The sequence below is a fragment of the Sporosarcina sp. Y1011 genome, assembly GCF_057669885.1.
Genome location: NZ_JBYHFP010000002.1, coordinates 212,646 through 237,572, shown reverse-complemented (window position 1 = coordinate 237,572; position 24,927 = coordinate 212,646). Strand labels below are relative to the sequence as shown.

Below are 24,927 nucleotides of genomic sequence, written 5' to 3'. Positions count from 1 at the left end.
GACGGTGAGCGTATGGAATCGCGGAAAAAAGACCGAAACGTGTTGATCCGGCTCTATTCATCAATCCGGCATCCGGACCAAGACGAGGAGAAACATGAATTGACCGCAACAGGTTTACTGATTGAAAAAGCAGGAAAAACCTATTTGAAATATGAAGAAACACAAAGTGACCAACAAATTCAGACAATTGTTAAACTCGATTCTGAAGATGCACTTATAATGCGTCGGGGTGCAGTCAATATGAGGCTTCCGTTCATGGCAACAGGTGAACGTGTCGGTTCATATGAAAGTGGTCCAGCGACTTTCAATTTGGTTGTCAAAACGGAAGAGCTTTCTTTTACGGAAGAAGAGGACAATTCGGGAGGTCGCTTCAATGTCAACTATGAGTTGCATGCAGAAGGATCGCTTCTCGGAACGTACAAACTTACTATTACATACACGGAGGGAACACTATGAATGCAGTAGAACAAATTCAACAAGAAGTGAAAAATGCATTGCGTCAAGCAGTAATTGACGCAGGTCTGGCGGAAGAAACAGCGATACCGGACATTATGCTTGAAACACCGAATAACAAAGACAATGGCGATTACGCAACCAACATTGCGATGCAACTGACAAAATTGGCGAAAAAGCCACCACGTGTAATTGCAGAAGCGATTCTTGAAAAGTTAAATACAGAAGACACTGCCATCAAATCGATTGAAATTGCAGGACCCGGCTTTATTAATATCAAATTAAAAACGGATTACTTAGGCGGCATCGTCAAGACTGTTCTTGAACAAGGCGAAAACTATGGTCGTTCAAATTTCGGCAATAAACAAAAAGTCCAAGTCGAATTCGTTTCTGCCAATCCAACAGGTGACCTTCACCTTGGTCATGCACGCGGAGCTTCCCTTGGCGATTCTCTATCCAACGTTCTCGATTTTGCAGGCTACGATGTAGCGCGTGAATACTACATTAATGACGCGGGTAATCAAGTGCACAACTTGGCGAAATCTGTAGAAGCACGTTATTTCCAAGCGCTTGGTTTGGATAAAGAAATGCCGGAAGACGGCTACCAAGGTCCGGATATTATTAATATCGGGAAAATGCTAGCAACTGAATTTGGCGATAAATACGTCAACACGCCAGATGAAGAACGTTATGCTTTCTTCCGCGAATACGGCCTTGCTCATGAATTAGAGAAGTTAAAGACGGACCTTGCCAACTTCCGTGTGTCGTTTGATGTGTGGTTCTCAGAAACGTCATTATATGAAAATGGCAAAATCGACGTTGCTCTCGATAAATTACGTGCCAATGGCCATGTCTTCGAAGAAGATGGCGCAACATGGTTCCGTTCAACAACTTTCGGTGATGACAAAGACCGTGTACTCATTAAAAACGATGGTACTTACACATATTTGACACCGGATATCGCGTACCATGAAGACAAATTGTTCCGTGGATTTGATAAACTAATCAATATTTGGGGCGCAGATCACCACGGTTATATTCCGCGGATGAAAGCGGCAATCGAAGCACTTGGCTACGGTGATGACACACTCGAAGTCGGCGTCGTACAAATGGTTCAATTGTATAAAGACGGCGACAAATTCAAAATGAGCAAGCGTACAGGGAAAGCCGTTACATTGCGTGAATTGGTTGAAGAAGTTGGCTTGGACGCGGTCCGGTACTTCTTTGCAATGCGTTCTGGCGACTCACAAATGGACTTCGACCTCGACCTTGCCATTTCCCAGTCCAATGAAAACCCTGTGTACTACGCACAATATGCGCATGCACGGATTTCATCAATTTTACGCCAGGCTGAAGAAAATGGAATGTCTGCTTCTGTTGAGCATGTTTCTTTATTGCAAGCTGAAAAAGAATTGGAATTGCTGAAGAAAATTGGGGACTTCCCGCAAGTTATCAGTGACGCGGCAAGAATCCGTTCACCACACCGTGTTGCTACGTTCATCCAGGAACTAGCCGCGACTTTCCATAGCTTCTACAATGCAGAAAAAGTGTTGGATCCGGATAATCGTGAATTATCGGAAGCCCGTCTAGCGCTAATCACAGTCACACGCACGACGATTGCTAACGCATTGAAACTGATTGGTGTTTCTGCACCGGAAAAAATGTAATAAACAAAAGCGCAGGGCGCCGTCCAGACGCGACAGGCACTGAAAGGCTTGAAGATAAAGGCGTACTTTGCCTTAATCATCAAGCCTGAATTTAAAGGAAGGCAGTCTAAAGTCGCGACGTCCTGTCGCAACGACTGCATGACCCACTTCGTGTGGGCCCAGCGTTTGGCGCCCGGAGTCTAGATGCGAACAAAAGCGCAGGGCGCCGTCCAGACGTTCCTTAACATTCAATATGACCGCCACATCAAAGAAGTTATTGGCTCTTTGGTGTGGCGGTTTTTTTAATGGATAAAAACCACTTAAGTTGCCCGAATATCGACAAGTTATGCTACCGACAGGCAAAAAAATGTAGTATACTGAATTTTGAACAAAAAATACATACCAAACATAAAGGTGCCCCGTTTAAAAGATGGGGTTAAAAGGGAAGTCGGTTCAATGCCGGCGCGGTCCCGCCACTGTAAGTGTGAGCAAGTCGCAATGAGTCACTGGAAAAATCCGGGAAGACGCGACAAGCCTTGAACACGAGCCAGGAGACCTGCCTTTATGGATCACACGTACCCTACGAGGATAGGATTGGTGAAAATCGGCGTCTTTGTGCGTCCAGATTTTTACTCAGCTTATTCCTCCGTAGCAATTACGGGGGATTTTTATTTGGCAAAAAACAGGAGGAAAACAACATGAAGAAGATTTGGCAATTGGGATTGACGGCTGTCTTTGCAGTATTCCTGCTCGCGGCTTGCGGAGGGACTGCGACAGAGGATAAGCCGAAAGTAGACGAAACACAGAATGCAGAAGAGGTCAAAGCTGATTTCCCAATGACACTAACGGACGCAATCGGCAATGAAGTTACACTAGAAAAAGCACCGACAACAATCGTTTCAATGATTCCGAGCAATACGGAAATATTGTTTGAACTTGGTCTTGCTGATGAAGTTGTCGGCGTAAGCGACTTCGATGATTATCCAGCAGAAGCACTTGAAAAAGAGAAAATCGGCGGCCAGGAATTCAACGTCGAAAAAATCGTTTCGATGAAACCTGAAATCGTTTTTGCACATGAATCAGGACTTGGATTGGGCGTGGAAGGACTGCAACAAATCCGTGATGCAGGAGTCCCTGTATTTGTTGTGAAAAATGCAGCAAACTTTGATGAAACCTACACGACGATTGAAACAATTGGTAAAGCGACTGGTAAAACAGTGGAAGCAGAAAAAATCGTTAAGGACATGAAAGCGAAAGTTGAAGAAGTGATAGCGAAGACAGAAAACGTCGAAAATAAAAAGACGGTACTCTTTGAAACATCACCTGCACCGCAGATTTACACACCGGGTAAAAATACTTTCATGGATCAAATGCTTGAAATGATTAATGCAGAGAATGTCGCTGCCGATCAAGAAGACTGGTTCGTAATGGCTCCGGAAGAAATTGTCAACCATAACCCGGATGTGATTATCGTGTCATATGACTTCGTCGAAACGGCAGTTGCAGATGTTTATGCACGTCCAGGTTTTGAATCTATTACAGCTATTCAGGAAGAAGCTGTAGTTCAAGTTGATGAGAATATTACTAGCCGTACAGGTCCGCGTTTAGCTGACGGACTAGAAGAATTAGCGAAAGCCATCTATCCAGAGGCTTTTGGTGAGTAAGTCAAGCGTTGCCTACATCGTTTCTATCGCCGCACTTGTTGTGGCGGTATGGCTCGGTGTGTCGATTGGGTCTGTAAAAATACCGATTAGTACGTTATGGAATAATGGAGCGGATGCAACAGCTTCAAACATATTGTGGGAGATTCGCATGCCGCGTGTTGTACTGTCTGGACTTGTCGGCGCCTCGCTCGCAATATCTGGAGCGGCTTTCCAGGGGTTGTTGAAAAACCCGCTTGCTGACCCTTATACCCTCGGAGTGTCGTCCGGCGCCTCGGTCGGTGCTGTGATGACACTCTTTTTTGGTATTTCCATTCCGTTCTTAGGCACTTATACGCTTCCTATATTCAGTATGGTCGGTGCTGCACTGACAATGTTCCTTGTACTCGGCTTCGCACGTCTCGTAGACCGTGCTATGAGGATGGAAACAATCATTTTGACTGGAATCATTTTCGGTTCATTCCTCGGTTCTGTCCTGTCATTGATGATTGCGCTGACGGGAGAAGAGTTGCGGCAAATTATTGGTTGGCTTCTCGGCAGTGTATCGATGCGGGGCTGGAATTACATAACGATGATTTTGCCGTTCGTTGTCATCGGGTCCTTCATGTTGTGGCTGAACCGCCGCGAATTAAATGCGATGCTATTCGGGGAAGAACGGGCGCATTACTTAGGCGTCAATGTGAAACGACGCAAATTCAGTATTTTAATCGGAGGATCCATCCTTACCGGTTCTGCAGTCGCAGTGTCAGGTACGATTGGGTTTGTAGGGCTTGTAGTTCCGCATATGACAAGATTATTATGGGGTTCGGATCACCGCCACTTACTGCCGTTATCATTCATGAATGGTGCGACATTGCTTATCATTTGTGATCTGATTGCGCGGACAATTATTGCGCCGACGGAACTTCCGGTTGGTGTAATTACCGCCTTTATCGGTGCGCCGGTTTTCGCATTCATCTTTTATAAACAACGAAGGGCAGGAGGAATGTGACATGTTAAACGTCGAAAATCTTTCTGGCGGTTACGGCAAAGAACCTATTGTGCAATCGGTAACGTTCCATGTTCGTAAAGGGGAGGTACTTGGGATACTCGGTCCAAACGGTAGCGGAAAATCAACGCTGTTAAAAATGATTTCTGGCATTCTCCCGAAGGAAACGGGTTCTGTCCAAATTGAAGGACAGGATGCATCGAGTTACTCACAAAAAGAATTCGCCAGAAAAGTGGCAGTTCTGCCACAACTGAATGCCCATACATTTTCCCACACTGTGCGTGAAACGGTAGAACTGGGGCGTTACCCACATCAGTCAGGGTTATTTTCCTCGTGGTCGGATGAAGACGAGCGTGCTGTTACGGAAGCATTAAGCAGTATGGAAATCACGCGTTACGCCGGGAGCGCAATTGAATTGCTATCGGGCGGTGAACAACAGCGCGTTTTCGTCGCGCAAGCGCTAGCTCAGGAAGCACCGATACTATTGCTCGATGAACCGACAAATCACTTGGATATCGCGCATCAGCAACAACTTCTGGACACGATTCGTAAACAGGCCATCGATAAAGGTCTGACAGTCATTTCTGTATTCCATGACATCAACTTGGCGTCGTTATACTGCGATCGACTGCTGTTGATGAATAAAGGGGAAATCGTTAGAATTGGCGTACCTCAGGACGTTGTGAAAGAAGAAGCAATCCAGTCTGTTTATGGCGCGCGTGTCAAATCACAGCCTCATCCCGAACTACCGAAGCCCCAAATTACATTGATGCCAGACACGAATGAAGAAATGAAACCATTTACCATCGTTAGAGAAGACTTTTCGATATCACCAAACTATGTTGCACTCAGAACGCATCATCCTTTGAAAACAATCTCTTCTGCAGTCCACAATGCTGGCATGGGTTGGTATCGATCGTTTGTTAACCGGCATGTTGACGCTGATTATAATATAGATGATGTCAAAGCTGAAAATGCATCTTATCTCGAGAGTCAAGGTTTTCATCTGGCGGAAACGGTCGGTATGATGACTGCTGTCACAACGGAGCATGCAGAAGTCAGGGAATACAAAGGCGATTTCGGCACGATTCTTATTGCGGTTACGGCTGGAGTCGGCAATGCGGTTGACGTTTCGCAAGCACTTACGCGTGACGAAAAACCCCGTGTCGGTACGATTAATACTTGGGTGATCATCAATGGTCAATTGCCAGATGAAGCATTTATCCAAGCGATGATTACTGCAACGGAAGCGAAAGTGAAAGCACTTCAAACGGAATCCATTATGGATCCGCTCACCGGCACAGCTGCGACGGGCACTTCAACAGATAGCCTGCTCGTTGCATCGACTCAGCAAGGCGAATTTCTTCCATATGCAGGCCCAATCACGGAACTAGGGAAACTGATTGGCCATGGTGTCTATGACTGCACAGTGGCGGCGATCCGTGCATACAAAGAGGCGAAAGGGTGGACGGCGTGATTCCTGCACACTTTATGGCCATCGCTATTGGTTTTCTGCTAGACAGGGTAATTGGAGATCCCCCGAAATGGCCGCATCCCGTCCGCTGGATTGGAACGTTCATTTCCAAAATGACAGCAGTTTTGAATAAAGGACGATTCCGTACATTGAAAGGGGCATTTACACTTTTCCTCACCGTCGGAATTGTTCTATCTATTGTGTTTTTTCTGGTCGGAATGGCTTATCAATTCAACCTCTACATAGGGATTCTTGTAGAATCAGTACTCATCGCTGTCGGGCTTGCACAGAAGAGTTTACGGGAAGCGGCGCTAGACGTTTATCTCCCGCTTTCTGAGAATGACTTACCAGAGGCACGAACGAAATTGTCTTGGATTGTCGGTCGCGACACCGACAAATTGAAAGAAAGTGGTATCGTTCGCGGCGCTGTGGAAACGGTATCCGAAAACATTGCGGATGGTGTTACATCGCCTTTATTCTGGTCTTTTTTACTTGGAGCACCCGGGCTTTGGATGTACAAAGCGGTGAACACACTCGATTCGATGATTGGTTACAAAGACGAGCGATTCGAGAAATTCGGCAAGTTTTCCGCGCGTGCAGACGATCTGTTGAATTTCATCCCGGCACGGATTACGGGTTTATTAATCATTTTATATGCACCAAATAAAAGCAAGATATCTTTCGGAAAACGGTTTGTTGGATGGAGTAAGGATGCAAGAAAACATCCAAGTCCGAACAGCGGATTTTTGGAAGCGGCAACAGCATGGCAACTTGGCGTTACACTTGGCGGAACGAGTACCTATCAGAAAGTCCTCTCAAAGCGTCCAGAACTCGGTCCAGGAAACAGTCCACTAACGGCAATACATATTAAACAAACCATTACACAGATGCATGTCGTGTCATTCATTTTTTGGATGGTACTAACAATGATTGGAGTGGTATTCTATGCTGTTGCCTGAACACGGTGCAAATCCGCACAGCGTATACGTAAAATTAGGAATACAACCGCCTGCACAGCTGCTCGATTTCAGTGAAAACGTTAATCCAGCAGGACCTCCTGAATCCATTACACAGATGTGGCCGGATTTACTCGGAAGTCTGACGGCTTATCCGAATCCGGAAGGGGAGCCGTTCCTATCCGCGGCAGCAGATTATCACGGCGTTTCGACGGATTATGTATTTGCAGGAAACGGAGCAGCCGAACTGCTAGCTCTTCTGGCAAATCGATATCAAGGGAAGAAGGCAATCGTCGTACACCCAACATTTTCAGAATACGAGGCGACACTCGCAGCAAAAAAAGTGGAGATTATTCGGGTTCACGCTTCGGAAGAAAACGAATTTAACTTACCGTTGAATGAGATTCTCCTTGCCATGAAATCAGCGTCTGTCCTATACCTTTGCACACCGAACAACCCGACCGGAATGATGCCGTCGCGTGCGGAGTTAAAGGAGATTATTGACCACGGCGCTGAACTAGAATGTGACGTCGTATTAGACGAGGCCTTTATCGATTTCGTCGATGAATCCCTTTCCTCCATTCAAGCAATCGAGCACAATCCGCATGTTTTAGTCGTGCGCTCAATGACGAAAATGTATGCGATTCCGGGAATTCGACTCGGCTATGTAGTGGCGAGCCCGCCTGTTATTGAGGAAATAAAAGCACTAGCTCCACACTGGAACGTCAATGGATTAGCAGCTCAAATTGGAGCAGTTTGTTTACAAGAAGCATCATTCCGAGAGTATGCGATTAGGCATAGTAATTACGAGCGGGAGAAGATGACTTTGTTTTTACTGGACAATGGGTGCGCCGTCACAAATTCAACCACGAATTTCATTTCATTCAGAACCGGATTAGGGCAGGGTGCCAGCAAACTTTACAAAGACTTGCTATTGCGGGGAATTGTTCTCCGTCATTCCGAAAACTTTCGAGGAATGGACGGTAGATGGTTGCGCATTGGTATGAAAAACGAAGCGTCTATGAATCGCTTAAAGGAGGAGTTGTCACAATGGTTCGCGGTAAACTGACGTTTGTAAGCGGCGGTGTGCGAAGTGGGAAAAGTGCTTACGCGGAGAAATCACTTGTAGATGAGGCACGGAAAAGTGGAGGACGCCTTGTCTATATTGCATCCGGTACCGCAACCGACTTGGAAATGCAGGCGCGAATCGAGCGGCACATAATCGATCGTATTGCTCATAATTGGAAGACGTTTGAACAGCCTACTAAGTTGGAAGACGTATTGCCATCTATCCATTCAGGGGATTGTATTCTTTGGGACTGCGCGACGACGTGGCTTGCAAACGAATTATACGTTGGCTGGGATTTGGGACAACCTTGTATCGAACAAAAAGGATGTATGGAACAGAAGGAAGAGCAACTGTACATAACTATCGACGCACTCTTAGCGAAAGCCGCTCACCTGGTAATCGTTTCGAATGAAGTCTTCGATGAGCTTCCGACAGAATACACTGAAACAGAAATCTACCGAAAATGGCTGGGATCTATCCATCAAAAGGTTGTCGCAAAAGCGGATAGAGCGATAGAAATGGACTATGGTATTCCGGTCGTATGGAAAAATGAACGGCGGGAGATGACGGTATGAGAGGACTAATTGTTCTGGGGACAGCATCAGATTCCGGAAAAACAATGATTTGTACAGCGCTTTGCCGTATTTTATCTGACGAATGTGTTCGTGTGACACCATTCAAATCTCAAAACATGTCCGGTTTTTCTGCAATAACGGAAAATGGACAAGAGATGAGTCGTGCGCAATACATACAAGCAACGGCCGCCCGAACGACACCGTCGATTTACATGAACCCGATTTTGCTTAAACCGGTAGCGGACATGAAATCAGAAGTCCTCTTTTTCGGGAAGAAATTGGGGCCTGTACCTGGAATGGCGTATCGAGAACAATTTTTCACCCGCGGAATAGAAGCGATTAAAACATCACTTGCCAAACTGTCGGAAATGTATGAAACAGTTATCATCGAAGGCGCGGGAAGTCCTGCTGAAGTGAATCTCAATGACAGAGAAATTGTTAATATGCGTGTAGCGGAAATCGCGGATGTGCCGGCTGTCTTGGTGGCCGATATCGATCGAGGTGGTGCCATTGCTTCGATTGTGGGTACGTTACAACTCTTACAACCCGAACACCGTGCGCGAGTCAAAGCAATTATTATCAACAAATTCCATGGCGATGTCTCGTTGTTCCAAGATGGAATTGAATTCATCGAAACCTACACGGGCATTCCGGTGGCGGGCGTTATTCCTTTTAAAGTCGATCATGGCATCGAAGAGGAAGATATGGACCGACCAGTTATGGAAGCACCCGCGGGGGTCGACGTCTACGATGCGTGGGCAAGTCATGTCAAATCACATCTCAACTGGCCGCTGATGAAAAAAGTGATTTCACAATCCGGGGGAACACAATGAACGGATTATTGCTCGCAGTGCAGTTTTTCACCGCAATTCCCATACGAAAAGAATTGCCACTTGGCCGAAAAGAAGTGACGGCAATGTATGTGGCGCTTCCTTTCGTCGGAGCGGTAATTGGACTTGCGATGTACGGCGTGTCAGAACTCCTATTGAATGATTTGCAAATAGGCACATTTCTGGCGGCTGTGTTGGTTGTTTTGACGGGTATCCTATTGACGGGCGGTTTACATATGGATGGCTGGGCGGATGCGGGCGATGCATTCTTTTCATACAAAGATCGTGAAAAACGGTTGGAAATTCTAGATGACCCGCGCCTTGGTGCATTTGGAACGATGGCGCTCGTTTTACTAATCATTCTAAAAATCGCTTTGTTCAATGAAATCTTAATGCGTGATGTAGGAAATGGTGCATTATTTATAGCCATCCCTTTTCTAGCGAGAGCTGCTATGAATCTGTATTTCATGACTGTACGACCCGCGAAAGATACAGGGATCGCGCACTTTTTTAAAGGGAATTTGTCATCAAAATCGGTCATTGGATGGACTTTACTCGGCAGTGTTGTGATTTTAGTAGGGATCGGATTTTTGATGAACATGGTAATTCCCGCTACCCTCGCGGTTGTTCTCATAGTCGCATTGTTCATATTTCGCAGATGGACAGTGAAACATTTCGGAGGCGTTAGTGGTGACTTGTGCGGCGCATTCATTGAAGGATCGGAGGCGCTTTTATGGCTCACAGTTTTGTGCTTTATCTGATTCGGCATCTCCCAACTTTAGGCAATCAACAGCATAAGTATATTGGTTGGACAGATGAACCCATTGTGAAAACGAGCGAACGGGAGTGGAAGCTGCCGGACATGCCGCAACACGTTTACAGTAGCGATCTTCTCCGCGCAAAACAAAGTGCGGGACTCTATTTCCCACAAGCCACTTTTCAAGCGGATGCTAGTTGGCGAGAATGTAATTTTGGCGTGTTTGAAGGGAAAACGTACGCACAACTTGAAAAGAACATGAACTATAGGAATTGGATTGACAATCCCTATGCGATTGCGCCTTTAGACGGGGAAAGTTTGGCGGATGTAGAAACGCGTGTAGTTGCAGCGTTGAAACAACTGCCGAACAAATCGGTTGTTGTCACGCATGGCGGACCAATTCGTGCAATTCTAACGAAGTTTTCACCTGATGCAAAAGAGTTCTGGTCGTGGAATGTCCCCCACGGAACAGGGTACCGGCTTGAATGGGAAAGTGACAATGCATTCGAGGAGGGGAAAGTATGCACGTATTTATCGGCGGTGCCCATAACGGCAAGCGGGACTATGTGAAAAGATGGCTGACGGAACGTGGTAAACACAACGTTCAATGGTTCGAAGGGAATTGTCCTGAAGCTAGGAATCCAGTCAATCCGGATGCTACCCAAACAATCGTTGTAGCCGGAATTGAGAAGTGGCTAGCTGAAACAAAATTGCCGGAAGAAGCGGCAATTGAATATGTAATGAAGAGCGTATCGCTACAACAGGATACAGTACTTATTTTAACCGATATTGGACGGGGAATTGTTCCGATAGATGCAAACCAGCGAAAGTTAAGAGATACTGTCGGCCGGCTTTATCAGCGGTTGCTCGCGGAAGCGGATGACGTGACACGAATTTGGTACGGCCTTGGAAAACCACTAAAGAAAAGGGGAGATTTTAAATGAAGATTTATACACGTACTGGGGATAAAGGACAAACGAGTCTAATTGGAGGACGCGTCGACAAAGACAGTCTTCGAGTTGAAGCATACGGCACGATGGATGAATTGAATTCATTCGTAGGGAAGGCAATGACGGAACTAGATCCTGCCATATTTGCAGATATGCTGACAGATTTAGAAGCCATTCAAAATGAATTATTCGATGGCGGAGGCGACTTAGCAAACGTTATGAAAGAACGTCATTATAAATTAGCCGAAGAACCGGTGGAAGTACTTGAACAGCGTATTGATGCACTCATGGAAGAAGCGCCGCCTTTGGAAAAGTTCATCTTACCGGGTGGAACACCTGCTGCCGCAACGCTTCATATTGCGCGAACTGTCGCGAGACGTGCTGAACGCCAAACAGTTTCGCTATTGAAAGCTGAAGACGATGTGCCGGCAGTCGTCCAACGCTATTTGAACAGACTTTCCGACTATCTTTTTGTCGCTGCACGCATTGCGAATTCACGAGTGAATGTGCCTGATAATGAGTATGTAAGAAGCGCGAAAGTGTTCAGAACTGACAAGAAAAAGGAGGATTAAACGATGCAGTTGAAAAAGCTGACTTTGACAGCGTTGTTTGCCGCACTTTGTGTCATTGGCGGAATGATAAAAATCCCGTCTGGCATCGGTTCGTTGGCACTCGATACGGTTCCGGCGCTTATCTCGGCTGCCTTTTTGCCACCCGTTTTCTCGGGGGTGGCTGCATTGCTCGGGCACACAGCCTCTGCAATGTATGCGGGTTTTCCTTTAGGTCCATTTCACGTGCTCATTGCACTAGAAATGTTCGTCATTGTTATCATCTTTGCCCGTCTGCATAAATCGGAGCGCCCGATTGCGAAATGGCTATTTTTCGTAGTGGCAAATGGTTTGATCGCGCCGCTGCCGTTTTATTTCCTAATTTCACCAGCGTTTTTCATAGGAGCAGTTCCGTTCCTGTTGCTCGCCACAATCGTCAATGCAGTTGTGGCGGCCGTTGTCATGCCATCACTTCAACATGTCGTGACGGGGCGCATGGGTGTTCTTAAATGAGGAATGCCATTGATATCGGAAATGGCATGATCGCGACGACGGATAATTCGGGCGGTATTGGTGAAAAACCGGGGGATCTCGTTACCGTGCCAGACAGAATCACGGCATACTTTGCCGCTCGCGTGACGCTGCTCGAACAATGGGCAACGCGAGCGGAACCCATTACGATTCTAATTCATAATTTTAGCGGCAATGATAGTTGGGAAAATTACGTGGCTGGTGTGACGGATTTATTTCACGAAGCGGGGATTGAAGTCCCGTCAATCAGCGGCAGTTCGGAAACGAATATGGAGCTGGTCCAATCAGCGATGGCAGTAACGATGATTGGGAAGCGAGTAGAGGAGCCAGCTACAGAAAAAGTTGCATGGTTTACATACGGTAAGCCCCTAGTCGGGGATGAAGTGCGGGAACAAGCGGAAGAAATTGCATCTGTATCCCTCATTCACGAGGCGATGGAAAAGGGAATCGTCCATCAAATCTGGCCAGTCGGCTCAAGCGGCATTTTAGAAGAAGTCCGTTTGTTAACCGGAATGAAAGACGCGCGCATTGAAACTGTTTTAGATCCACTGAAATCAGCGGGTCCGTCAACAGTCGTCCTCCTCGCCATTCCAGAAGCGGAAATAAAGGAGGCCGCAACGTTTTTCGGTCCGCTGTTAAATCAATTAATCATAATTACTTGAAACCTGTAGATTTCTTGCAGGTTTTTTTCTGTGATTAAGAAGTGGAATCGTATATTTGGCGCCAGCGACCGCCCGAATCCGACATGCAACCGCCCAATCCCAGCGTCCGACCGCTCGAATCCGGTATGGAACCGCCCAATCCCGTCGTTCGACCGACCGAATCCAGCAGGCAACCGCTCAATCCCGTCGTTCGACCGCCCGAATCCGACATGCGCCCGCCCAATCCCAGCGAGCAACCGCCCGAATCCGACATGCAACCGCTCAATCCCGTCGTGCGCCCGCTTGAATCCGGCATTCGACCGCGCAATCCCGTCGTGCGCCCGCCCAAATCCGATATGCAACCGCCCAATCCCGTCGTTTGACCGCCCGAATCCGACAAGCGACCGCCCAATCCCATCGTGCGACCGCCCGAATCCGACATGCAACCGGTCGTATCCAACATGCAACCGCCCAATCCTGTCATCCAACCGCCCGTATCCAACATGCAACCGCCCAATTCCTGCCCCCAACCACCCACCCATCAGCAATCAAACCAAAACCGAAACTAAATTTCTATCTTATCTAAAAATATCTGTTGACTGAATGCTCATTCATAATTAAAATAGAAAATAGACATCGACAAGAATACTATTTTCGACTACACTGTCTATAATATTCAAACAATTTAAGGGGGGGAGAATATATGCATCCATTGCTTATTGCCAACTGGATTCTGTTTCTCGCAGTCGTGGCCTATGCGCTTGCACTGTTCACACATTTAATTAGAACACGGATTCAATTTATCAAACTGGGGAAGAAAGAAGAATTTGATAATAATGTCTCCGAACGTCTACGTAAAATCTGGGTGTACGTTTTCGGACAAAAGAAACTATTAAAAGATAAAAAAAGTGGAGCGATCCACCTCATGTTTTTCTACGGGTTTTTACTCGTGCAATTCGGGGCCATAGATCTTATCTGGAAAGGGTTAAAGCCGGGATCTCACTTACCATTCGGTCCACTTTATCCTGCTTTTACATTTTTCCAAGAAATCGTTGCATTGACGATTCTCGTTGCGGTTGTGTGGGCATTCCACCGCCGTTATATCGAGAAACTTGTCCGTCTGAAACGCGGATGGAAATCGGGACTTGTTCTGATTTTCATTGGGGGGCTTATGGTTTCGACGTTACTTGCAAACGGTATGAACATGATTTGGCAAGGACATGCAGCGTCATGGACTGAACCAATTGCATCTGCGATTGCCATGATTTTCAGCTTCATGCCGGAAACTGGGGCAGCCGTCATATTCTTTATCGCTTGGTGGATTCATCTATTAATCTTACTAACATTCCTTGTCTATGTGCCGCAATCGAAACACGCGCACTTGATTGCAGGGCCTGCCAACGTTTATTTTCACCGTCTTGACCATGCGGGTAGATTAAAGCCAATCGACTTCGAAGCATTGGAAAATGTGGAAGAAGGAGAAGAAATGCCGCCGCTTGGAGTAGGGAAAATTACTGACTTTACGCAGCTGCAAATGATTGACTTATACGCTTGCGTCGAATGTGGACGCTGTACGAATATGTGTCCAGCGACAGGGACTGGTAAAATGCTGTCCCCGATGGACTTGATCACAAAACTTCGTGATAACTTGACCAATACAGGTGCGCTTGTCACGAAGAAGAATCCGTGGGTGCCGGCGCTCGCATTCAACAAAACAAAAGGTAACCAGATCGCATTTGCAGCTGGACTTGAAGGCGCTACAATGGACGATATCTATAACCCGTCCCTAATCGGTGATATTATCACTGAAGAGGAAATCTGGGCATGTACAACTTGCCGTAACTGTGAAGACCAATGTCCAGTTATGAATGAACACGTTGATAAAATCATCGACCTTCGCCGTTACCTTGTAATGACAGAAGGGAAAATGGACCCGGATGCACAGCGCGCGATGACAAACATCGAACGTCAAGGAAATCCATGGGGGCTTAACCGTAAAGAAAAGGAAAACTGGAGAGAAGCACGTCCAGATCTTCATATTCCAACAGTCAAAGAATTGAAGAAAGTGGGTGAAGAATTCGAGTACCTGTTCTGGGTAGGCTCGATGGGTTCATTCGACAATCGTTCACAAAAAATCGCCTTATCCTTTGTACATCTCATGAACGAAGCAGGCATCAAGTTCGCTATTCTAGGCAATAAAGAAAAGAACTCAGGAGATACGCCGCGTCGTCTTGGGAATGAGTTTTTATTCCAAGAACTGGCTACATCCAACATCGATGAGTTCGAAAAAGCGGGCGTCACAAAAATTGTTACGATTGACCCGCATGCGTACAATATTTTTAAAAACGAATACCCGGACTTCGGATTTAAAGCGGAAGTTGTCCATCATACAGAAATGCTGTACGAACTTGTGGTTCAAGGGAAATTGAAACCAGAACATGCCATCAATGAAACAATCACATTCCATGATTCGTGTTATCTGGGTAGATACAATGACGTTTATGATCCGCCGCGTGAAATTCTCAAAGCGATTCCGGGAGTTGAGCTTGTTGAGATGAAGCGTAATCGCGAAGACGGCATGTGCTGTGGAGCGGGTGGAGGACTCATGTGGATGGAAGAAGATTCAGGCCACCGCATTAACGTTGCCCGAACTGAACAAGCGCTTGAAGTCAGTCCGGGAATCATTTCATCCGGCTGTCCTTACTGCCTGACAATGCTATCAGACGGAACGAAAGCAAAAGAAGTCGAAGAAACGGTCGGTACGTACGATATCGCTGAATTGCTGGAGCGTTCCATTTTCGGTGAAAACTGGAGTCCTGTTCTAGCAGAAGAAGTAGAGTCAATTTTGCAATAAATCATTGCGGAACAAACAATACTGTCGTACAATTAATAGAATAAGAACTATGAATTACCAATAAAAAGGAGTGGAAACACTCCTTTTTTCTTGAATATTAACCGAGCGAGCGTTCAGTCGTTCGATGTAAATGAAAAATGAAAGCGGCTACACCAACTATAAAGGGGCGATAAGGGAATGAGAAGAACAGTTATCTTGAGCGGGGCACGTACGCCATTTACAAAGTTAGGCGGAGCATTAAAATCGATGACAGCAAGCGATCTCGGAGGTATTGCCATCAAAGGGGCATTGAGCCGCGCGGATGTAAAACCGGAAGAAATCGGTGAAGTGATTATTGGAACGGTATTACAAGCGGGGCAAGGACAAATTCCATCGAGACAAGCTGCAACAAAGGCAGGACTACCATGGTCTGTGAAAACGGAAACCATTAACAAAGTTTGTGCATCGGGCATGCGCAGCGTAACACTTGGCGATCAGTTAATTCGTCTGGGGGACGAAGAAGTGATTGTTGCAGGTGGAATGGAATCTATGTCTTGCGCTCCTTACTACTTACCAAAAGCACGATACGGACTGAAAATGGGCGATGCAGAACTGATTGACGGTCTGATTTACGATGGACTTTCTTGTTCATTCTCACCTAAGCGCGTCCATATGGGCACGTACGGCAATGCGACAGCAGAAGAATTCGCATTGACGCGCGAAGCACAAGATGCGTGGTCGCTGCGCAGTCATGAACGTGCACTTAAAGCAATTGATTCGGGCTTGTTCGCAAAAGAAATCATTCCCGTAGATGTCCCGCAGCGTAAAGGTGAGCCCGTTTTAGTTGATACGGATGAAGCACCACGCCGTACGACATCTCTTGAATCACTCGCGAAATTGCGTCCTGTATTTGGTAAAGACGGTACCATCACTGCAGGAAACGCACCTGGCGTTAATGATGGTGCATGTGCACTTATTCTGATGAATGAAGAGCGCGCCTTGAAAGAAGGGAAAACACCTCTCGCGACAATTATCGGCCATGCAGAAGTTGCCATTGAACCGGAAAACTTCCCGCAAACACCTGGACTTGTCATCAATGCATTACTCGAAAAAACAGGTAAGAAACTAGAAGACATAAAGCTTTTTGAAATAAATGAGGCATTTGCAGCAGTTGCGCTAGCAAGCACGCAAATTGCGGAGTTAGATCCTGAAAAAGTAAACGTCAACGGCGGGGCGGTTGCACTGGGCCATCCAATCGGAGCGAGTGGAGCGCGTATTATCCTGACACTTGCACATGAATTGAAACGTCAAGGCGGCGGCATTGGTATCGCAGCAATTTGTTCAGGCGGAGGCCAAGGCGACGCCATCATGATTGAAGTAGCTAAATCAGAATAATACGGAGGAGGAATCGACCAAATGGCTATTAAAAAGATAATGGTTATCGGAGCAGGACAGATGGGTGGAGGCATTGCTCAAGTTTGTGCACAAGCGGGCTTCGACGTGAAATTGAATGATATCAAAGAAGAGTCCTATGTTAAAGGACTTGCGGTCATTACGAAAAACCTTTCACGCAACGTTGAAAAAGGACGTATGACGGAAGATGAAAAATCTGCCGTCCTAGGACGCATCACAAAATCACTCGATTTACAAGACGCATCAGACGTTGATATTGTCATCGAAGCAGCTGTTGAAAACATGGCCATTAAAAAGTCGATTTTTGAAAAGTTGGATGAAATTGCACCGCAACATGCAATCCTCGCATCCAATACATCATCTCTTCCAATCACTGAAATTGCGGCGGCGACAAAACGTCCTGAACAAGTGATAGGCATGCACTTCATGAATCCAGTTCCTGTTATGAAACTTGTTGAAATCATACGGGGTCTGGCAACAGCTGACGAAGTATACAAAGCAGTCGAAGAAATGACCGTAAAATTATCAAAAACACCAGTTGAAGTGAATGACTTTCCTGGGTTTGTCGCAAACCGCATACTTATGCCGATGATTAACGAAGCAATTTACACGCTCTATGAAGGCGTTGCAACTGAAGAAGCAATTGACGAAGTGATGAAACTTGGCATGAATCACCCAATGGGGCCGCTACAACTAGCAGATTTCATCGGACTCGACACATGTCTGTATATTATGGAAACCTTACACGAAGGATTCGGCGACTCAAAATATCGCCCATGTCCGCTACTTAGAAAGTATGTTAAAGCAGGATGGCTAGGGAAGAAATCAGGCCGAGGATTCTACGTTTACGAATAACTAATGCTTTCAATATAAAGGGGAAATTATAATGGATTTATCATTCACCGAAGAACAGCAGATGATGCGCGACATGGTAATAAACTTTGCGAAAACCGAAATTGAACCGTTCATTCCACGTATGGAAGCTGGGGAATTTCCACGTGAAATCTTGAAGAAAATGGGCGGTCTCGGTTTAATGGGCATTACCGTTCCTGAAGAATACGGCGGAGCAGGCATGGATTTCATCTCGTATATTAGCGCTATCCATGAACTATCGAAAGTCAGCGCGGTTGTGGGTGTTATTCTTTCCGTTCATACTTCAGTCGGCACAAATCCGATTATCTATTTCGGTAACGACGAACAAAAAAGTCGTTACCTTCCTAAACTAGCGAGCGGCGAATATCTTGGTGCATTCTGTCTGACAGAAGCTTCTTCCGGTTCTGATGCGGGATCACTTAAAACACGCGCCGTCAAAAAAGAGGACCACTACGTATTAAACGGGTCTAAAATGTTCATTACAAACGGTGGCGAAGCAGATGTCTACATCGTCTTCGCAGCGACTGATCCAACAAAAGGGACGTACGGAATATCCGCGTTCATCGTTGACAAAGACACTCCGGGTCTCGTAATTGGGAAAGATGAACGAAAAATGGGGCTTCACGGATCACGAACAGTAGAGTTGTCGTTTGATCAAATGAAAGTTCCTGCGCAAAACCTATTGGGCGTAGAAGGCGAAGGATTCAAAATTGCGATGGCGAATCTTGACGTGGGTCGCATCGGTATTGCGGCGCAAGCACTTGGAATCGCTGAAGCGGCACTTGGAGCAGCAACGGATTACGCGAAACAACGCGTCCAATTCGGTAAACCAATTGCCGCTCAACAGGGTGTAGGATTCAAACTGGCAGACATGGCTACTGCAGTTGAATCGGCGAAATTGCTCGTTTACCGGGCTGCACAACTGCGCGCAGAAGGACTGCCTTGCGGAAAAGAAGCATCGATGGCTAAATTGTTCGCATCACGAGCGGCAGTGGAAGGCTCGATCGAAGCGGTCCAAGTGTTTGGTGGCTACGGTTATACTGAAGATTATCCAGTCGAACGTTATTTCCGTGACGCAAAAGTGACGGAAATCTATGAAGGTACAAGCGAAATTCAACGCATTGTCATTAGCAAACATTTGATGAAGTGACTTATAAAAACACGCCAACACAAAATACCAAATAAGGTGGGAAACCCAATGAACTTTAAATTATCCGAGGAACACGAAATGATTCGCAAAATGGTCCGCGATTTCGCAGAAAAAGAAGTTGCACCAACTGCAGCTGAACGCGATGAAGAAGAACGTTTTGACATGGATATCTTCAAGAAAATGGCTGAACTCGGCCTGACAGGTATTCCTTGGCCAGAAGAATACGGCGGCATTGGCAGTGACTTCCTTGCTTATTGTATCGCTGTAGAAGAATTGTCACGCGTCTGTGCTTCAACAGGAGTTACACTTTCCGCACATACATCACTTGCAGGCTGGCCTGTATTCAAATACGGTACGGAAGAACAGAAACAGCAATACCTTCGTCCAATGGCAGAAGGAACGAAAATGGGTGCATACGGCTTGACTGAACCAAGTTCGGGTTCTGATGCAGGCGGCATGCGCACTTCTGCAAAACGAGACGGGGACGACTATGTCTTGAATGGCTCTAAAATCTTCATCACAAACGGCGGAATTGCAGACATCTACATCGTCTTCGCGGTCACTGACCCAGATTCAAAACATAAAGGCACAAGCGCATTCATTGTAGAAAAAGACTTCCCAGGCTTCTCAGTAGGGAAAAAAGAGCGTAAACTCGGAATTCGTTCATCACCTACAACTGAAATTATGTTTGACAATTGTCGCGTACCAAGAGAAAACCTTCTTGGCGAAGAAGGACAGGGCTTCATCATCGCGATGAAAACACTTGATGGCGGTCGTAACGGAATCGCTGCACAAGCAGTTGGAATTGCACAAGGTGCACTTGATGCATCCGTTGACTATGCAAAAGAACGCGTTCAGTTCGGTAAACCGATTGCAGCAAACCAAGGCATCGGATTTAAATTGGCAGACATGGCGACAGCGACAGAAGCTTCACGACTGCTGACTTACCAAGCGGCTTGGCTAGAGTCGAACGACTTACCATACGGCAAAGCATCGGCAATGGCGAAATTGATGGCTGGAGATACAGCGATGAAAGTTACGACAGACGCTGTTCAAGTATTCGGCGGCTATGGTTATACAAAAGATTATCCGGTTGAGCGATACATGCGTGATGCGAAAATTACGCAGATTTACGAAGGAACGCAAGAAATTCAGCGTCTCGTCATCTCCCGTATGCTAACTAAATAAGCTAGGGAGGAGTATTAGGATGAATAAAAGAGAAGTGAAATCGTCTGTCAAAGACGAGAGTTTGATTGAAAAACGGCGTGAACAGATGATCCATGGTGCGGTGAAACTATTTAAAGAAAAGGGGTTCCATCGTGCAACGACCCGTGAAATCGCGAAAGCGGCGGGGTTCAGCATCGGAACGCTTTATGAATACATTCGCACGAAAGAAGATGTGCTCTATCTTGTCTGCGACAGCATTTATAATGAAGTGCACGACCGACTTTCCGCCCTACCTATTAAGGAAGGGACAGTGGAAGGTCTAAAAGTGGCCATTGATCAGTATTTCCATTTGATAGACGATATGTCGGATGAATTCGTTGTCATGTACCAAGAAACGAAATCGTTGCCAAAAGATGCTTTGCAATACGTCTTAACGAAAGAAATGGAAATGGCCGCCTTGTTCGAAAATCTTCTGCAGGCATGTGCAAAGTCGGGGGAACTGCGCATTGCGGAAGAAGAAATCGGAATCGCAGCGCATCATATCGTCGTTCAAGGTCAGATGTGGGCATTCCGTAGATGGGCATTGCAAAAAAACTATAAAATAGAAGATTATATCCGCGTTCAAACGGATCAGCTTTTCAAGGGATTAATCGGGGGATAGATTCAAAAATGACAATCTAAATGGTTGAATGTTCATAAGGCGCCAGAAACTTACTTAATTCATGAACCTCGAATTGTTTGAGTACCTGGCACCTATATCAGAAGGGGTGTTCTATATATGGAAACAGTCGAGATTTACAAACCGAAACACCATATCCGGTTCGTTACAGCATCGAGTCTTTTCGATGGGCATGATGCATCGATTAATATTATGCGTCGCATATTACAAGCGAGCGGAGCTGAGGTCATTCACCTGGGTCACAATCGCTCTGTTGAAGAAGTGGTCAATGCCGCAATTCAGGAAGACGTCCAAGCAATCGCAATGTCATCGTACCAGGGTGGGCACGTTGAATACTTCAAATACATGTATGATCTTCTTCAGGAAAAAGGGGCCCCGCACATCCACATTTACGCAGGTGGCGGCGGAGTAATTATCCCGAAGGAAATTAAAGAGCTGCATGATTATGGCATCACATGGATCTTTTCACCGGAAGACGGGCGTAAAATGGGCCTTCAAGGGATGATTAACCGGATGATGGAACAATGTGATTTCCTTACCGAAACAGATAATGAAATGGATAACCTTGAAAAAGTTAATACTAGCCAGCCGGAAATACTTGCGAATTTAATTACTTATGCGGAAGAAATGTACGGTAAAAACGATCCGCAAGCGACTGCCGTTCTTGAAAAAGCGCGTACGCTGTCTAAAAACACACCGATTCTCGGAATTACAGGAACGGGTGGAGCAGGAAAAAGTTCGTTAACTGACGAGCTCATTCGCCGCTTCCTGCACGAACTGCCCGAGAAAAAAGTAGCGATTCTATCCATCGACCCGACGAAACAGAAAACGGGTGGCGCTTTGTTAGGGGACCGAATTCGCATGAATGCCATCTTCAACAAACGTGTATTCATGAGAAGTCTTGCGACACGCGGTTCTCGTACGGAACTTTCCGGTGCCATTAAAGATGTATTAGACATCGTCAAAACAGCCGGATTCGACCTGATCGTGATTGAAACAAGCGGAATAGGTCAAGGGGATGCAGAAATTACAGAAGTATCCGATGCTTCGATGTATGTCATGACAAGCGAATTCGGCGCGCCGACACAACTTGAAAAGATTGACATGATTGACTTCGCAGACCTCATCGTCATCAATAAATTCGAACGTAAAGGCTCTGAAGATGCACTGCGCCAAGTGCAAAAGCAGTATCAGCGCAGTCATCTTCTCTGGGATAAAAACTTAGATACAATGCCGGTCTATGGCACAATCGCTAGCCAGTTCAACGATAAAGGGACGAATTCGCTTTTCGCGGCACTCGTAAATGTGCTGAATGAAAAATGTGGTCTTGACTGGGAAACTTCGTATGGGCAATTTGTTAAAACACAAAAACAAAATGTAATCATACCGAATGACCGTCAACAATACTTACGGGAAATTTCCGATACAGTTCGCGGTTACCATAAAAAATCCATCGTGCAGGAAACACTAGCACGCAAACTCTTCCAGCTCGAAGGAGCCATTCAAACGGTCAACGAACAGGCACCGGACGATGCACTCGTAACTTCGCTGCAATCACTTGCGGAGGGCATTAAGGAAGAATTGACGTCGGAATCAAAACGTATTCTAGCAAACTGGGAAAAGTTGAAAGAAGCCTATGCGGGCAATGAATTCATCACAAAAGTGCGCGATAAAGAACTGCGTACGGCTTTGACGACAACAAGCCTTTCTGGATTGAAAATACCGAAAGTCGCATTGCCGAAATTCAAGGATTATGGGGAAATTCTTCGTTGGGTGTATGCAGAGAACGTTCCGGGATCTTATCCCTATACAGCAGGCGTCTTCCCGTTCAAACGCGAAGGGGAAGATCCAAAACGTCAATTCGCAGGAGAAGGAACGCCTGAACGGACGAACCGTCGTTTTCACTATTTATCAAAAGATGACGATGCAAAGCGTCTATCAACCGCATTCGACTCCGTGACTTTGTATGGAGAAGACCCAGATGAACGCCCGGATATTTACGGGAAAGTCGGGGAATCGGGGGTCAGTATCTGTACGCTTGAAGACATGAAAAAGTTATATGAAGGGTTTGACTTGTGCGCACCGGCAACATCCGTTTCGATGACTATCAATGGTCCAGCTCCTATCATTCTAGCAATGTTCATGAATACAGCTATTGATCAGCAAGTGCGCATCAATGAGGAAAAACTTGGTCGTACTTTGACGGTTGAAGAGTTTACAGAGGTCAAAGAGGGAACACTGCAAGCTGTGCGCGGTACGGTTCAGGCAGATATTCTGAAAGAGGACCAAGGACAAAATACATGTATCTTTTCGACTGAATTTGCACTGCGTATGATGGGCGATATCCAACAGTACTTTATCGACCAAAAAGTGCGCAACTATTACTCGGTATCGATTTCGGGTTACCATATCGCTGAAGCAGGCGCGAATCCCATTTCACAATTGGCTTTTACACTATCAAACGGCTTCACGTATGTAGAATATTACTTGAGCCGCGGCATGAATATCGATGATTTTGCTCCGAACTTGTCGTTCTTCTTCTCGAACGGACTCGATCCGGAATACACGGTAATCGGCCGAGTTGCTCGCCGCATTTGGGCCGTTGCAATGCGCGAGAAATACGGCGCAAACGAACGCAGCCAAAAGTTGAAGTACCATGTCCAAACATCCGGGCGCAGCTTGCACGCGCAGGAAATTGATTTTAACGACATCCGTACTACGTTACAAGCACTTATGGCTCTGCAGGACAACTGCAACTCGCTACACACGAATGCTTACGACGAAGCAATTACAACACCAACTGAAGAATCAGTCCGTCGTGCAATGGCAATTCAAATGATCATTACAAGCGAACACGGTCTATCCAAAAATGAAAACCCGCTCCAAGGGGCATTCATCGTCGAAGAATTGACGGACCTCGTCGAAGAAATGGTCCTACAGGAATTCGAAAGTCTCAACGACCGCGGCGGCGTGCTCGGTTCAATGGAAACACAATACCAACGCGGTAAAATTCAAGAAGAATCCATGCACTATGAAATGAAAAAACATTCAGGAGAATTGCCAATCATCGGCGTCAACACCTACCTGAACCCGAACCCGCCGTCTTCAGAAGACGTCGACAACATGGAAATCGCACGCGCCACACAACAAGAAAAAGAAACACAAATCATCAACTTGCGTGCATTCAAAACAAAACACGAAGACCAAACCGAAGCAGCCCTACAAAAACTAAAAGAAGTAGCAGTCTCAGGCGGCAACATCTTCGAACAACTAATGGACTCAGTAAGAGTAGCAAGCCTAGGCCAAATCACAAACGCGCTATACGAAGTGGGCGGGCAATATAGAAGGAATATGTAATACGAAATGCGGAAGGCGCCGTTAAGACGCGCCAGGCGCTGGAGGGGCAACTGAAAAAGGCGCACTTTGCCTTTATCAGTTGGCCTGAAGCTGCAAGCGTCTGGCGCCTGCAGCTAGACAGTACGAAATGCGGAAGGCGCCTGCAGCTGGCCAACAAAGGAACACTTCATAATTTACAACCTGTAGGTCTAAAGCAGACACAAATCCGTGCAAACTTCGGTTAGCACGGATTTTCTGTTCATATTAAGCATTAATACCTGCACACATTCTAAATACTTTTCGTTTTATTGGATATTGGCTGTTATTTCCACGTATAATGGGTAGAATGGCTGGAAGGGGTGCAGGGATGAAAATGTATCACCATGTAATAATCATA

At 46.1% G+C, this 24,927-nt stretch carries 23 protein-coding genes and 1 riboswitch; of the genes, 22 read left to right on the top strand and 1 reads right to left on the bottom strand.

The features are described from left to right. Window positions 1-12 precede the first annotated feature (12 nt). From AC25Y5_RS03340 to AC25Y5_RS03270, 15 genes are all read left to right on the top strand, one after another. Complete coding sequence (locus AC25Y5_RS03340; RefSeq protein ID WP_482104351.1) at window positions 13-456, top strand: YwiB family protein; 444 nt, start codon at window positions 13-15, stop codon at window positions 454-456. Further along, the gene (argS, locus tag AC25Y5_RS03335) at window positions 453-2,120 is read left to right on the top strand and encodes an arginine--tRNA ligase (protein WP_488139094.1); all 1,668 of its coding nucleotides are present in this window, start codon (window positions 453-455) and stop codon (window positions 2,118-2,120) included. The genes AC25Y5_RS03340 and argS overlap by 4 nt, the downstream gene beginning before the upstream one ends. 374 nt (window positions 2,121-2,494) lie before the next feature. After that, window positions 2,495-2,677: riboswitch (cobalamin riboswitch) on the top strand. Window positions 2,678-2,797: 120 nt separating this feature from the next. Further along, window positions 2,798-3,763 carry an ABC transporter substrate-binding protein gene (locus AC25Y5_RS03330; RefSeq protein ID WP_488139093.1) on the top strand — a complete coding sequence of 322 codons (966 nt, stop codon included), beginning with the start codon at window positions 2,798-2,800 and terminating at the stop codon, window positions 3,761-3,763. Continuing rightward, window positions 3,756-4,751 (top strand): FecCD family ABC transporter permease, encoded by a 996-nt coding sequence (locus AC25Y5_RS03325; protein ID WP_488139092.1) that lies wholly within the window; start codon window positions 3,756-3,758, stop codon window positions 4,749-4,751. The genes AC25Y5_RS03330 and AC25Y5_RS03325 overlap by 8 nt, the downstream gene beginning before the upstream one ends. Before the next feature lies 1 nt (window position 4,752). Further along, window positions 4,753-6,225 (top strand): adenosylcobinamide amidohydrolase, encoded by a 1,473-nt coding sequence (locus tag AC25Y5_RS03320; protein WP_488139091.1) that lies wholly within the window; start codon window positions 4,753-4,755, stop codon window positions 6,223-6,225. Beyond that, on the top strand, window positions 6,225-7,181 hold the full coding sequence (gene cbiB / locus AC25Y5_RS03315) for an adenosylcobinamide-phosphate synthase CbiB (RefSeq protein WP_488139259.1): 957 nt from the start codon (window positions 6,225-6,227) through the stop codon (window positions 7,179-7,181). The genes AC25Y5_RS03320 and cbiB overlap by 1 nt, the downstream gene beginning before the upstream one ends. Beyond that, on the top strand, window positions 7,168-8,247 hold the full coding sequence (locus AC25Y5_RS03310; RefSeq protein ID WP_488139090.1) for a pyridoxal phosphate-dependent aminotransferase: 1,080 nt from the start codon (window positions 7,168-7,170) through the stop codon (window positions 8,245-8,247). The genes cbiB and AC25Y5_RS03310 overlap by 14 nt, the downstream gene beginning before the upstream one ends. After that, on the top strand, window positions 8,229-8,822 hold the full coding sequence (locus AC25Y5_RS03305; RefSeq protein WP_488139089.1) for a bifunctional adenosylcobinamide kinase/adenosylcobinamide-phosphate guanylyltransferase: 594 nt from the start codon (window positions 8,229-8,231) through the stop codon (window positions 8,820-8,822). Before AC25Y5_RS03310 ends, AC25Y5_RS03305 begins: the two co-directional genes overlap by 19 nt. Next, window positions 8,819-9,655, top strand: a complete 837-nt coding sequence (locus AC25Y5_RS03300; RefSeq protein WP_488139088.1) for a cobyric acid synthase — start codon at window positions 8,819-8,821, stop codon at window positions 9,653-9,655. Before AC25Y5_RS03305 ends, AC25Y5_RS03300 begins: the two co-directional genes overlap by 4 nt. Beyond that, window positions 9,652-10,413: an adenosylcobinamide-GDP ribazoletransferase gene (gene cobS / locus AC25Y5_RS03295; protein WP_488139087.1), complete on the top strand. Its 762-nt coding sequence runs from the start codon at window positions 9,652-9,654 to the stop codon at window positions 10,411-10,413. Before AC25Y5_RS03300 ends, cobS begins: the two co-directional genes overlap by 4 nt. Continuing rightward, entirely contained in the window at window positions 10,386-10,979 is a 594-nt protein-coding gene (locus tag AC25Y5_RS03290) for a histidine phosphatase family protein (protein WP_488139086.1), read from the top strand. The genes cobS and AC25Y5_RS03290 overlap by 28 nt, the downstream gene beginning before the upstream one ends. Beyond that, on the top strand, window positions 10,931-11,353 hold the full coding sequence (locus AC25Y5_RS03285) for a bifunctional adenosylcobinamide kinase/adenosylcobinamide-phosphate guanylyltransferase (protein WP_488139085.1): 423 nt from the start codon (window positions 10,931-10,933) through the stop codon (window positions 11,351-11,353). Before AC25Y5_RS03290 ends, AC25Y5_RS03285 begins: the two co-directional genes overlap by 49 nt. Beyond that, on the top strand, window positions 11,350-11,931 hold the full coding sequence (locus AC25Y5_RS03280; protein ID WP_482104339.1) for a cob(I)yrinic acid a,c-diamide adenosyltransferase: 582 nt from the start codon (window positions 11,350-11,352) through the stop codon (window positions 11,929-11,931). The genes AC25Y5_RS03285 and AC25Y5_RS03280 overlap by 4 nt, the downstream gene beginning before the upstream one ends. Window positions 11,932-11,934: 3 nt before the next feature. Next, window positions 11,935-12,420 carry an ECF transporter S component gene (locus AC25Y5_RS03275; RefSeq protein WP_488139084.1) on the top strand — a complete coding sequence of 162 codons (486 nt, stop codon included), beginning with the start codon at window positions 11,935-11,937 and terminating at the stop codon, window positions 12,418-12,420. Beyond that, complete coding sequence (locus AC25Y5_RS03270) at window positions 12,417-13,100, top strand: hypothetical protein (protein WP_488139083.1); 684 nt, start codon at window positions 12,417-12,419, stop codon at window positions 13,098-13,100. Before AC25Y5_RS03275 ends, AC25Y5_RS03270 begins: the two co-directional genes overlap by 4 nt. Here AC25Y5_RS03270 and AC25Y5_RS03265 read toward each other — a convergent pair. After that, complete coding sequence (locus AC25Y5_RS03265) at window positions 13,079-13,621, bottom strand: hypothetical protein (protein WP_488139082.1); 543 nt, start codon at window positions 13,619-13,621, stop codon at window positions 13,079-13,081. The genes AC25Y5_RS03270 and AC25Y5_RS03265 overlap by 22 nt on opposite strands. A gap of 161 nt (window positions 13,622-13,782) precedes the next feature. Here AC25Y5_RS03265 and AC25Y5_RS03260 point away from each other — a divergent pair, with 161 nt between their 5' ends. From AC25Y5_RS03260 to icmF, 7 genes are all read left to right on the top strand, one after another. After that, on the top strand, window positions 13,783-15,933 hold the full coding sequence (locus AC25Y5_RS03260; RefSeq protein ID WP_488139081.1) for a (Fe-S)-binding protein: 2,151 nt from the start codon (window positions 13,783-13,785) through the stop codon (window positions 15,931-15,933). 177 nt (window positions 15,934-16,110) lie between these two features. Then, window positions 16,111-17,307: an acetyl-CoA C-acetyltransferase gene (locus tag AC25Y5_RS03255; protein WP_488139080.1), complete on the top strand. Its 1,197-nt coding sequence runs from the start codon at window positions 16,111-16,113 to the stop codon at window positions 17,305-17,307. 21 nt (window positions 17,308-17,328) lie between these two features. Further along, the gene (locus tag AC25Y5_RS03250; RefSeq protein ID WP_482101144.1) at window positions 17,329-18,180 is read left to right on the top strand and encodes a 3-hydroxybutyryl-CoA dehydrogenase; all 852 of its coding nucleotides are present in this window, start codon (window positions 17,329-17,331) and stop codon (window positions 18,178-18,180) included. A gap of 31 nt (window positions 18,181-18,211) precedes the next feature. Next, window positions 18,212-19,348 (top strand): acyl-CoA dehydrogenase, encoded by a 1,137-nt coding sequence (locus AC25Y5_RS03245; protein WP_488139079.1) that lies wholly within the window; start codon window positions 18,212-18,214, stop codon window positions 19,346-19,348. A 48-nt stretch (window positions 19,349-19,396) separates the two neighbouring features. After that, a complete protein-coding gene (locus AC25Y5_RS03240; protein WP_488139078.1) occupies window positions 19,397-20,536 on the top strand; it encodes an acyl-CoA dehydrogenase in 1,140 nt (379 codons plus the stop codon). A 19-nt stretch (window positions 20,537-20,555) separates the two neighbouring features. Continuing rightward, entirely contained in the window at window positions 20,556-21,176 is a 621-nt protein-coding gene (locus AC25Y5_RS03235; RefSeq protein ID WP_482101141.1) for a TetR/AcrR family transcriptional regulator, read from the top strand. A 117-nt stretch (window positions 21,177-21,293) separates the two neighbouring features. Next, complete coding sequence (icmF, locus tag AC25Y5_RS03230) at window positions 21,294-24,551, top strand: fused isobutyryl-CoA mutase/GTPase IcmF (RefSeq protein WP_488139077.1); 3,258 nt, start codon at window positions 21,294-21,296, stop codon at window positions 24,549-24,551. Window positions 24,552-24,927 lie beyond the last annotated feature (376 nt).

Excerpts from the sequence above, each read along its gene's own strand:
- cobS (WP_488139087.1), top strand. The coding sequence starts at position 9,652 with ATGAACGGATTATTGCTCGCAGTGCAGTTTTTCACCGCAATTCCCATA.
- AC25Y5_RS03290 (WP_488139086.1), top strand. The coding sequence starts at position 10,386 with ATGGCTCACAGTTTTGTGCTTTATCTGATTCGGCATCTCCCAACTTTA.
- AC25Y5_RS03330 (WP_488139093.1), top strand. The coding sequence starts at position 2,798 with ATGAAGAAGATTTGGCAATTGGGATTGACGGCTGTCTTTGCAGTATTC.
- AC25Y5_RS03285 (WP_488139085.1), top strand. The coding sequence starts at position 10,931 with ATGCACGTATTTATCGGCGGTGCCCATAACGGCAAGCGGGACTATGTG.
- AC25Y5_RS03270 (WP_488139083.1), top strand. The coding sequence starts at position 12,417 with ATGAGGAATGCCATTGATATCGGAAATGGCATGATCGCGACGACGGAT.
- AC25Y5_RS03260 (WP_488139081.1), top strand. The coding sequence starts at position 13,783 with ATGCATCCATTGCTTATTGCCAACTGGATTCTGTTTCTCGCAGTCGTG.
- AC25Y5_RS03305 (WP_488139089.1), top strand. The coding sequence starts at position 8,229 with ATGGTTCGCGGTAAACTGACGTTTGTAAGCGGCGGTGTGCGAAGTGGG.
- AC25Y5_RS03340 (WP_482104351.1), top strand. The coding sequence starts at position 13 with ATGGAATCGCGGAAAAAAGACCGAAACGTGTTGATCCGGCTCTATTCA.
- AC25Y5_RS03310 (WP_488139090.1), top strand. The coding sequence starts at position 7,168 with ATGCTGTTGCCTGAACACGGTGCAAATCCGCACAGCGTATACGTAAAA.
- AC25Y5_RS03240 (WP_488139078.1), top strand. The coding sequence starts at position 19,397 with ATGAACTTTAAATTATCCGAGGAACACGAAATGATTCGCAAAATGGTC.
- AC25Y5_RS03320 (WP_488139091.1), top strand. The coding sequence starts at position 4,753 with ATGTTAAACGTCGAAAATCTTTCTGGCGGTTACGGCAAAGAACCTATT.
- AC25Y5_RS03275 (WP_488139084.1), top strand. The coding sequence starts at position 11,935 with ATGCAGTTGAAAAAGCTGACTTTGACAGCGTTGTTTGCCGCACTTTGT.
- AC25Y5_RS03280 (WP_482104339.1), top strand. The coding sequence starts at position 11,350 with ATGAAGATTTATACACGTACTGGGGATAAAGGACAAACGAGTCTAATT.
- AC25Y5_RS03235 (WP_482101141.1), top strand. The coding sequence starts at position 20,556 with ATGAATAAAAGAGAAGTGAAATCGTCTGTCAAAGACGAGAGTTTGATT.
- AC25Y5_RS03250 (WP_482101144.1), top strand. The coding sequence starts at position 17,329 with ATGGCTATTAAAAAGATAATGGTTATCGGAGCAGGACAGATGGGTGGA.
- AC25Y5_RS03300 (WP_488139088.1), top strand. The coding sequence starts at position 8,819 with ATGAGAGGACTAATTGTTCTGGGGACAGCATCAGATTCCGGAAAAACA.
- argS (WP_488139094.1), top strand. The coding sequence starts at position 453 with ATGAATGCAGTAGAACAAATTCAACAAGAAGTGAAAAATGCATTGCGT.
- icmF (WP_488139077.1), top strand. The coding sequence starts at position 21,294 with ATGGAAACAGTCGAGATTTACAAACCGAAACACCATATCCGGTTCGTT.
- AC25Y5_RS03245 (WP_488139079.1), top strand. The coding sequence starts at position 18,212 with ATGGATTTATCATTCACCGAAGAACAGCAGATGATGCGCGACATGGTA.
- AC25Y5_RS03255 (WP_488139080.1), top strand. The coding sequence starts at position 16,111 with ATGAGAAGAACAGTTATCTTGAGCGGGGCACGTACGCCATTTACAAAG.
- AC25Y5_RS03265 (WP_488139082.1), bottom strand. The coding sequence starts at position 13,621 with ATGGGTGGGTGGTTGGGGGCAGGAATTGGGCGGTTGCATGTTGGATAC.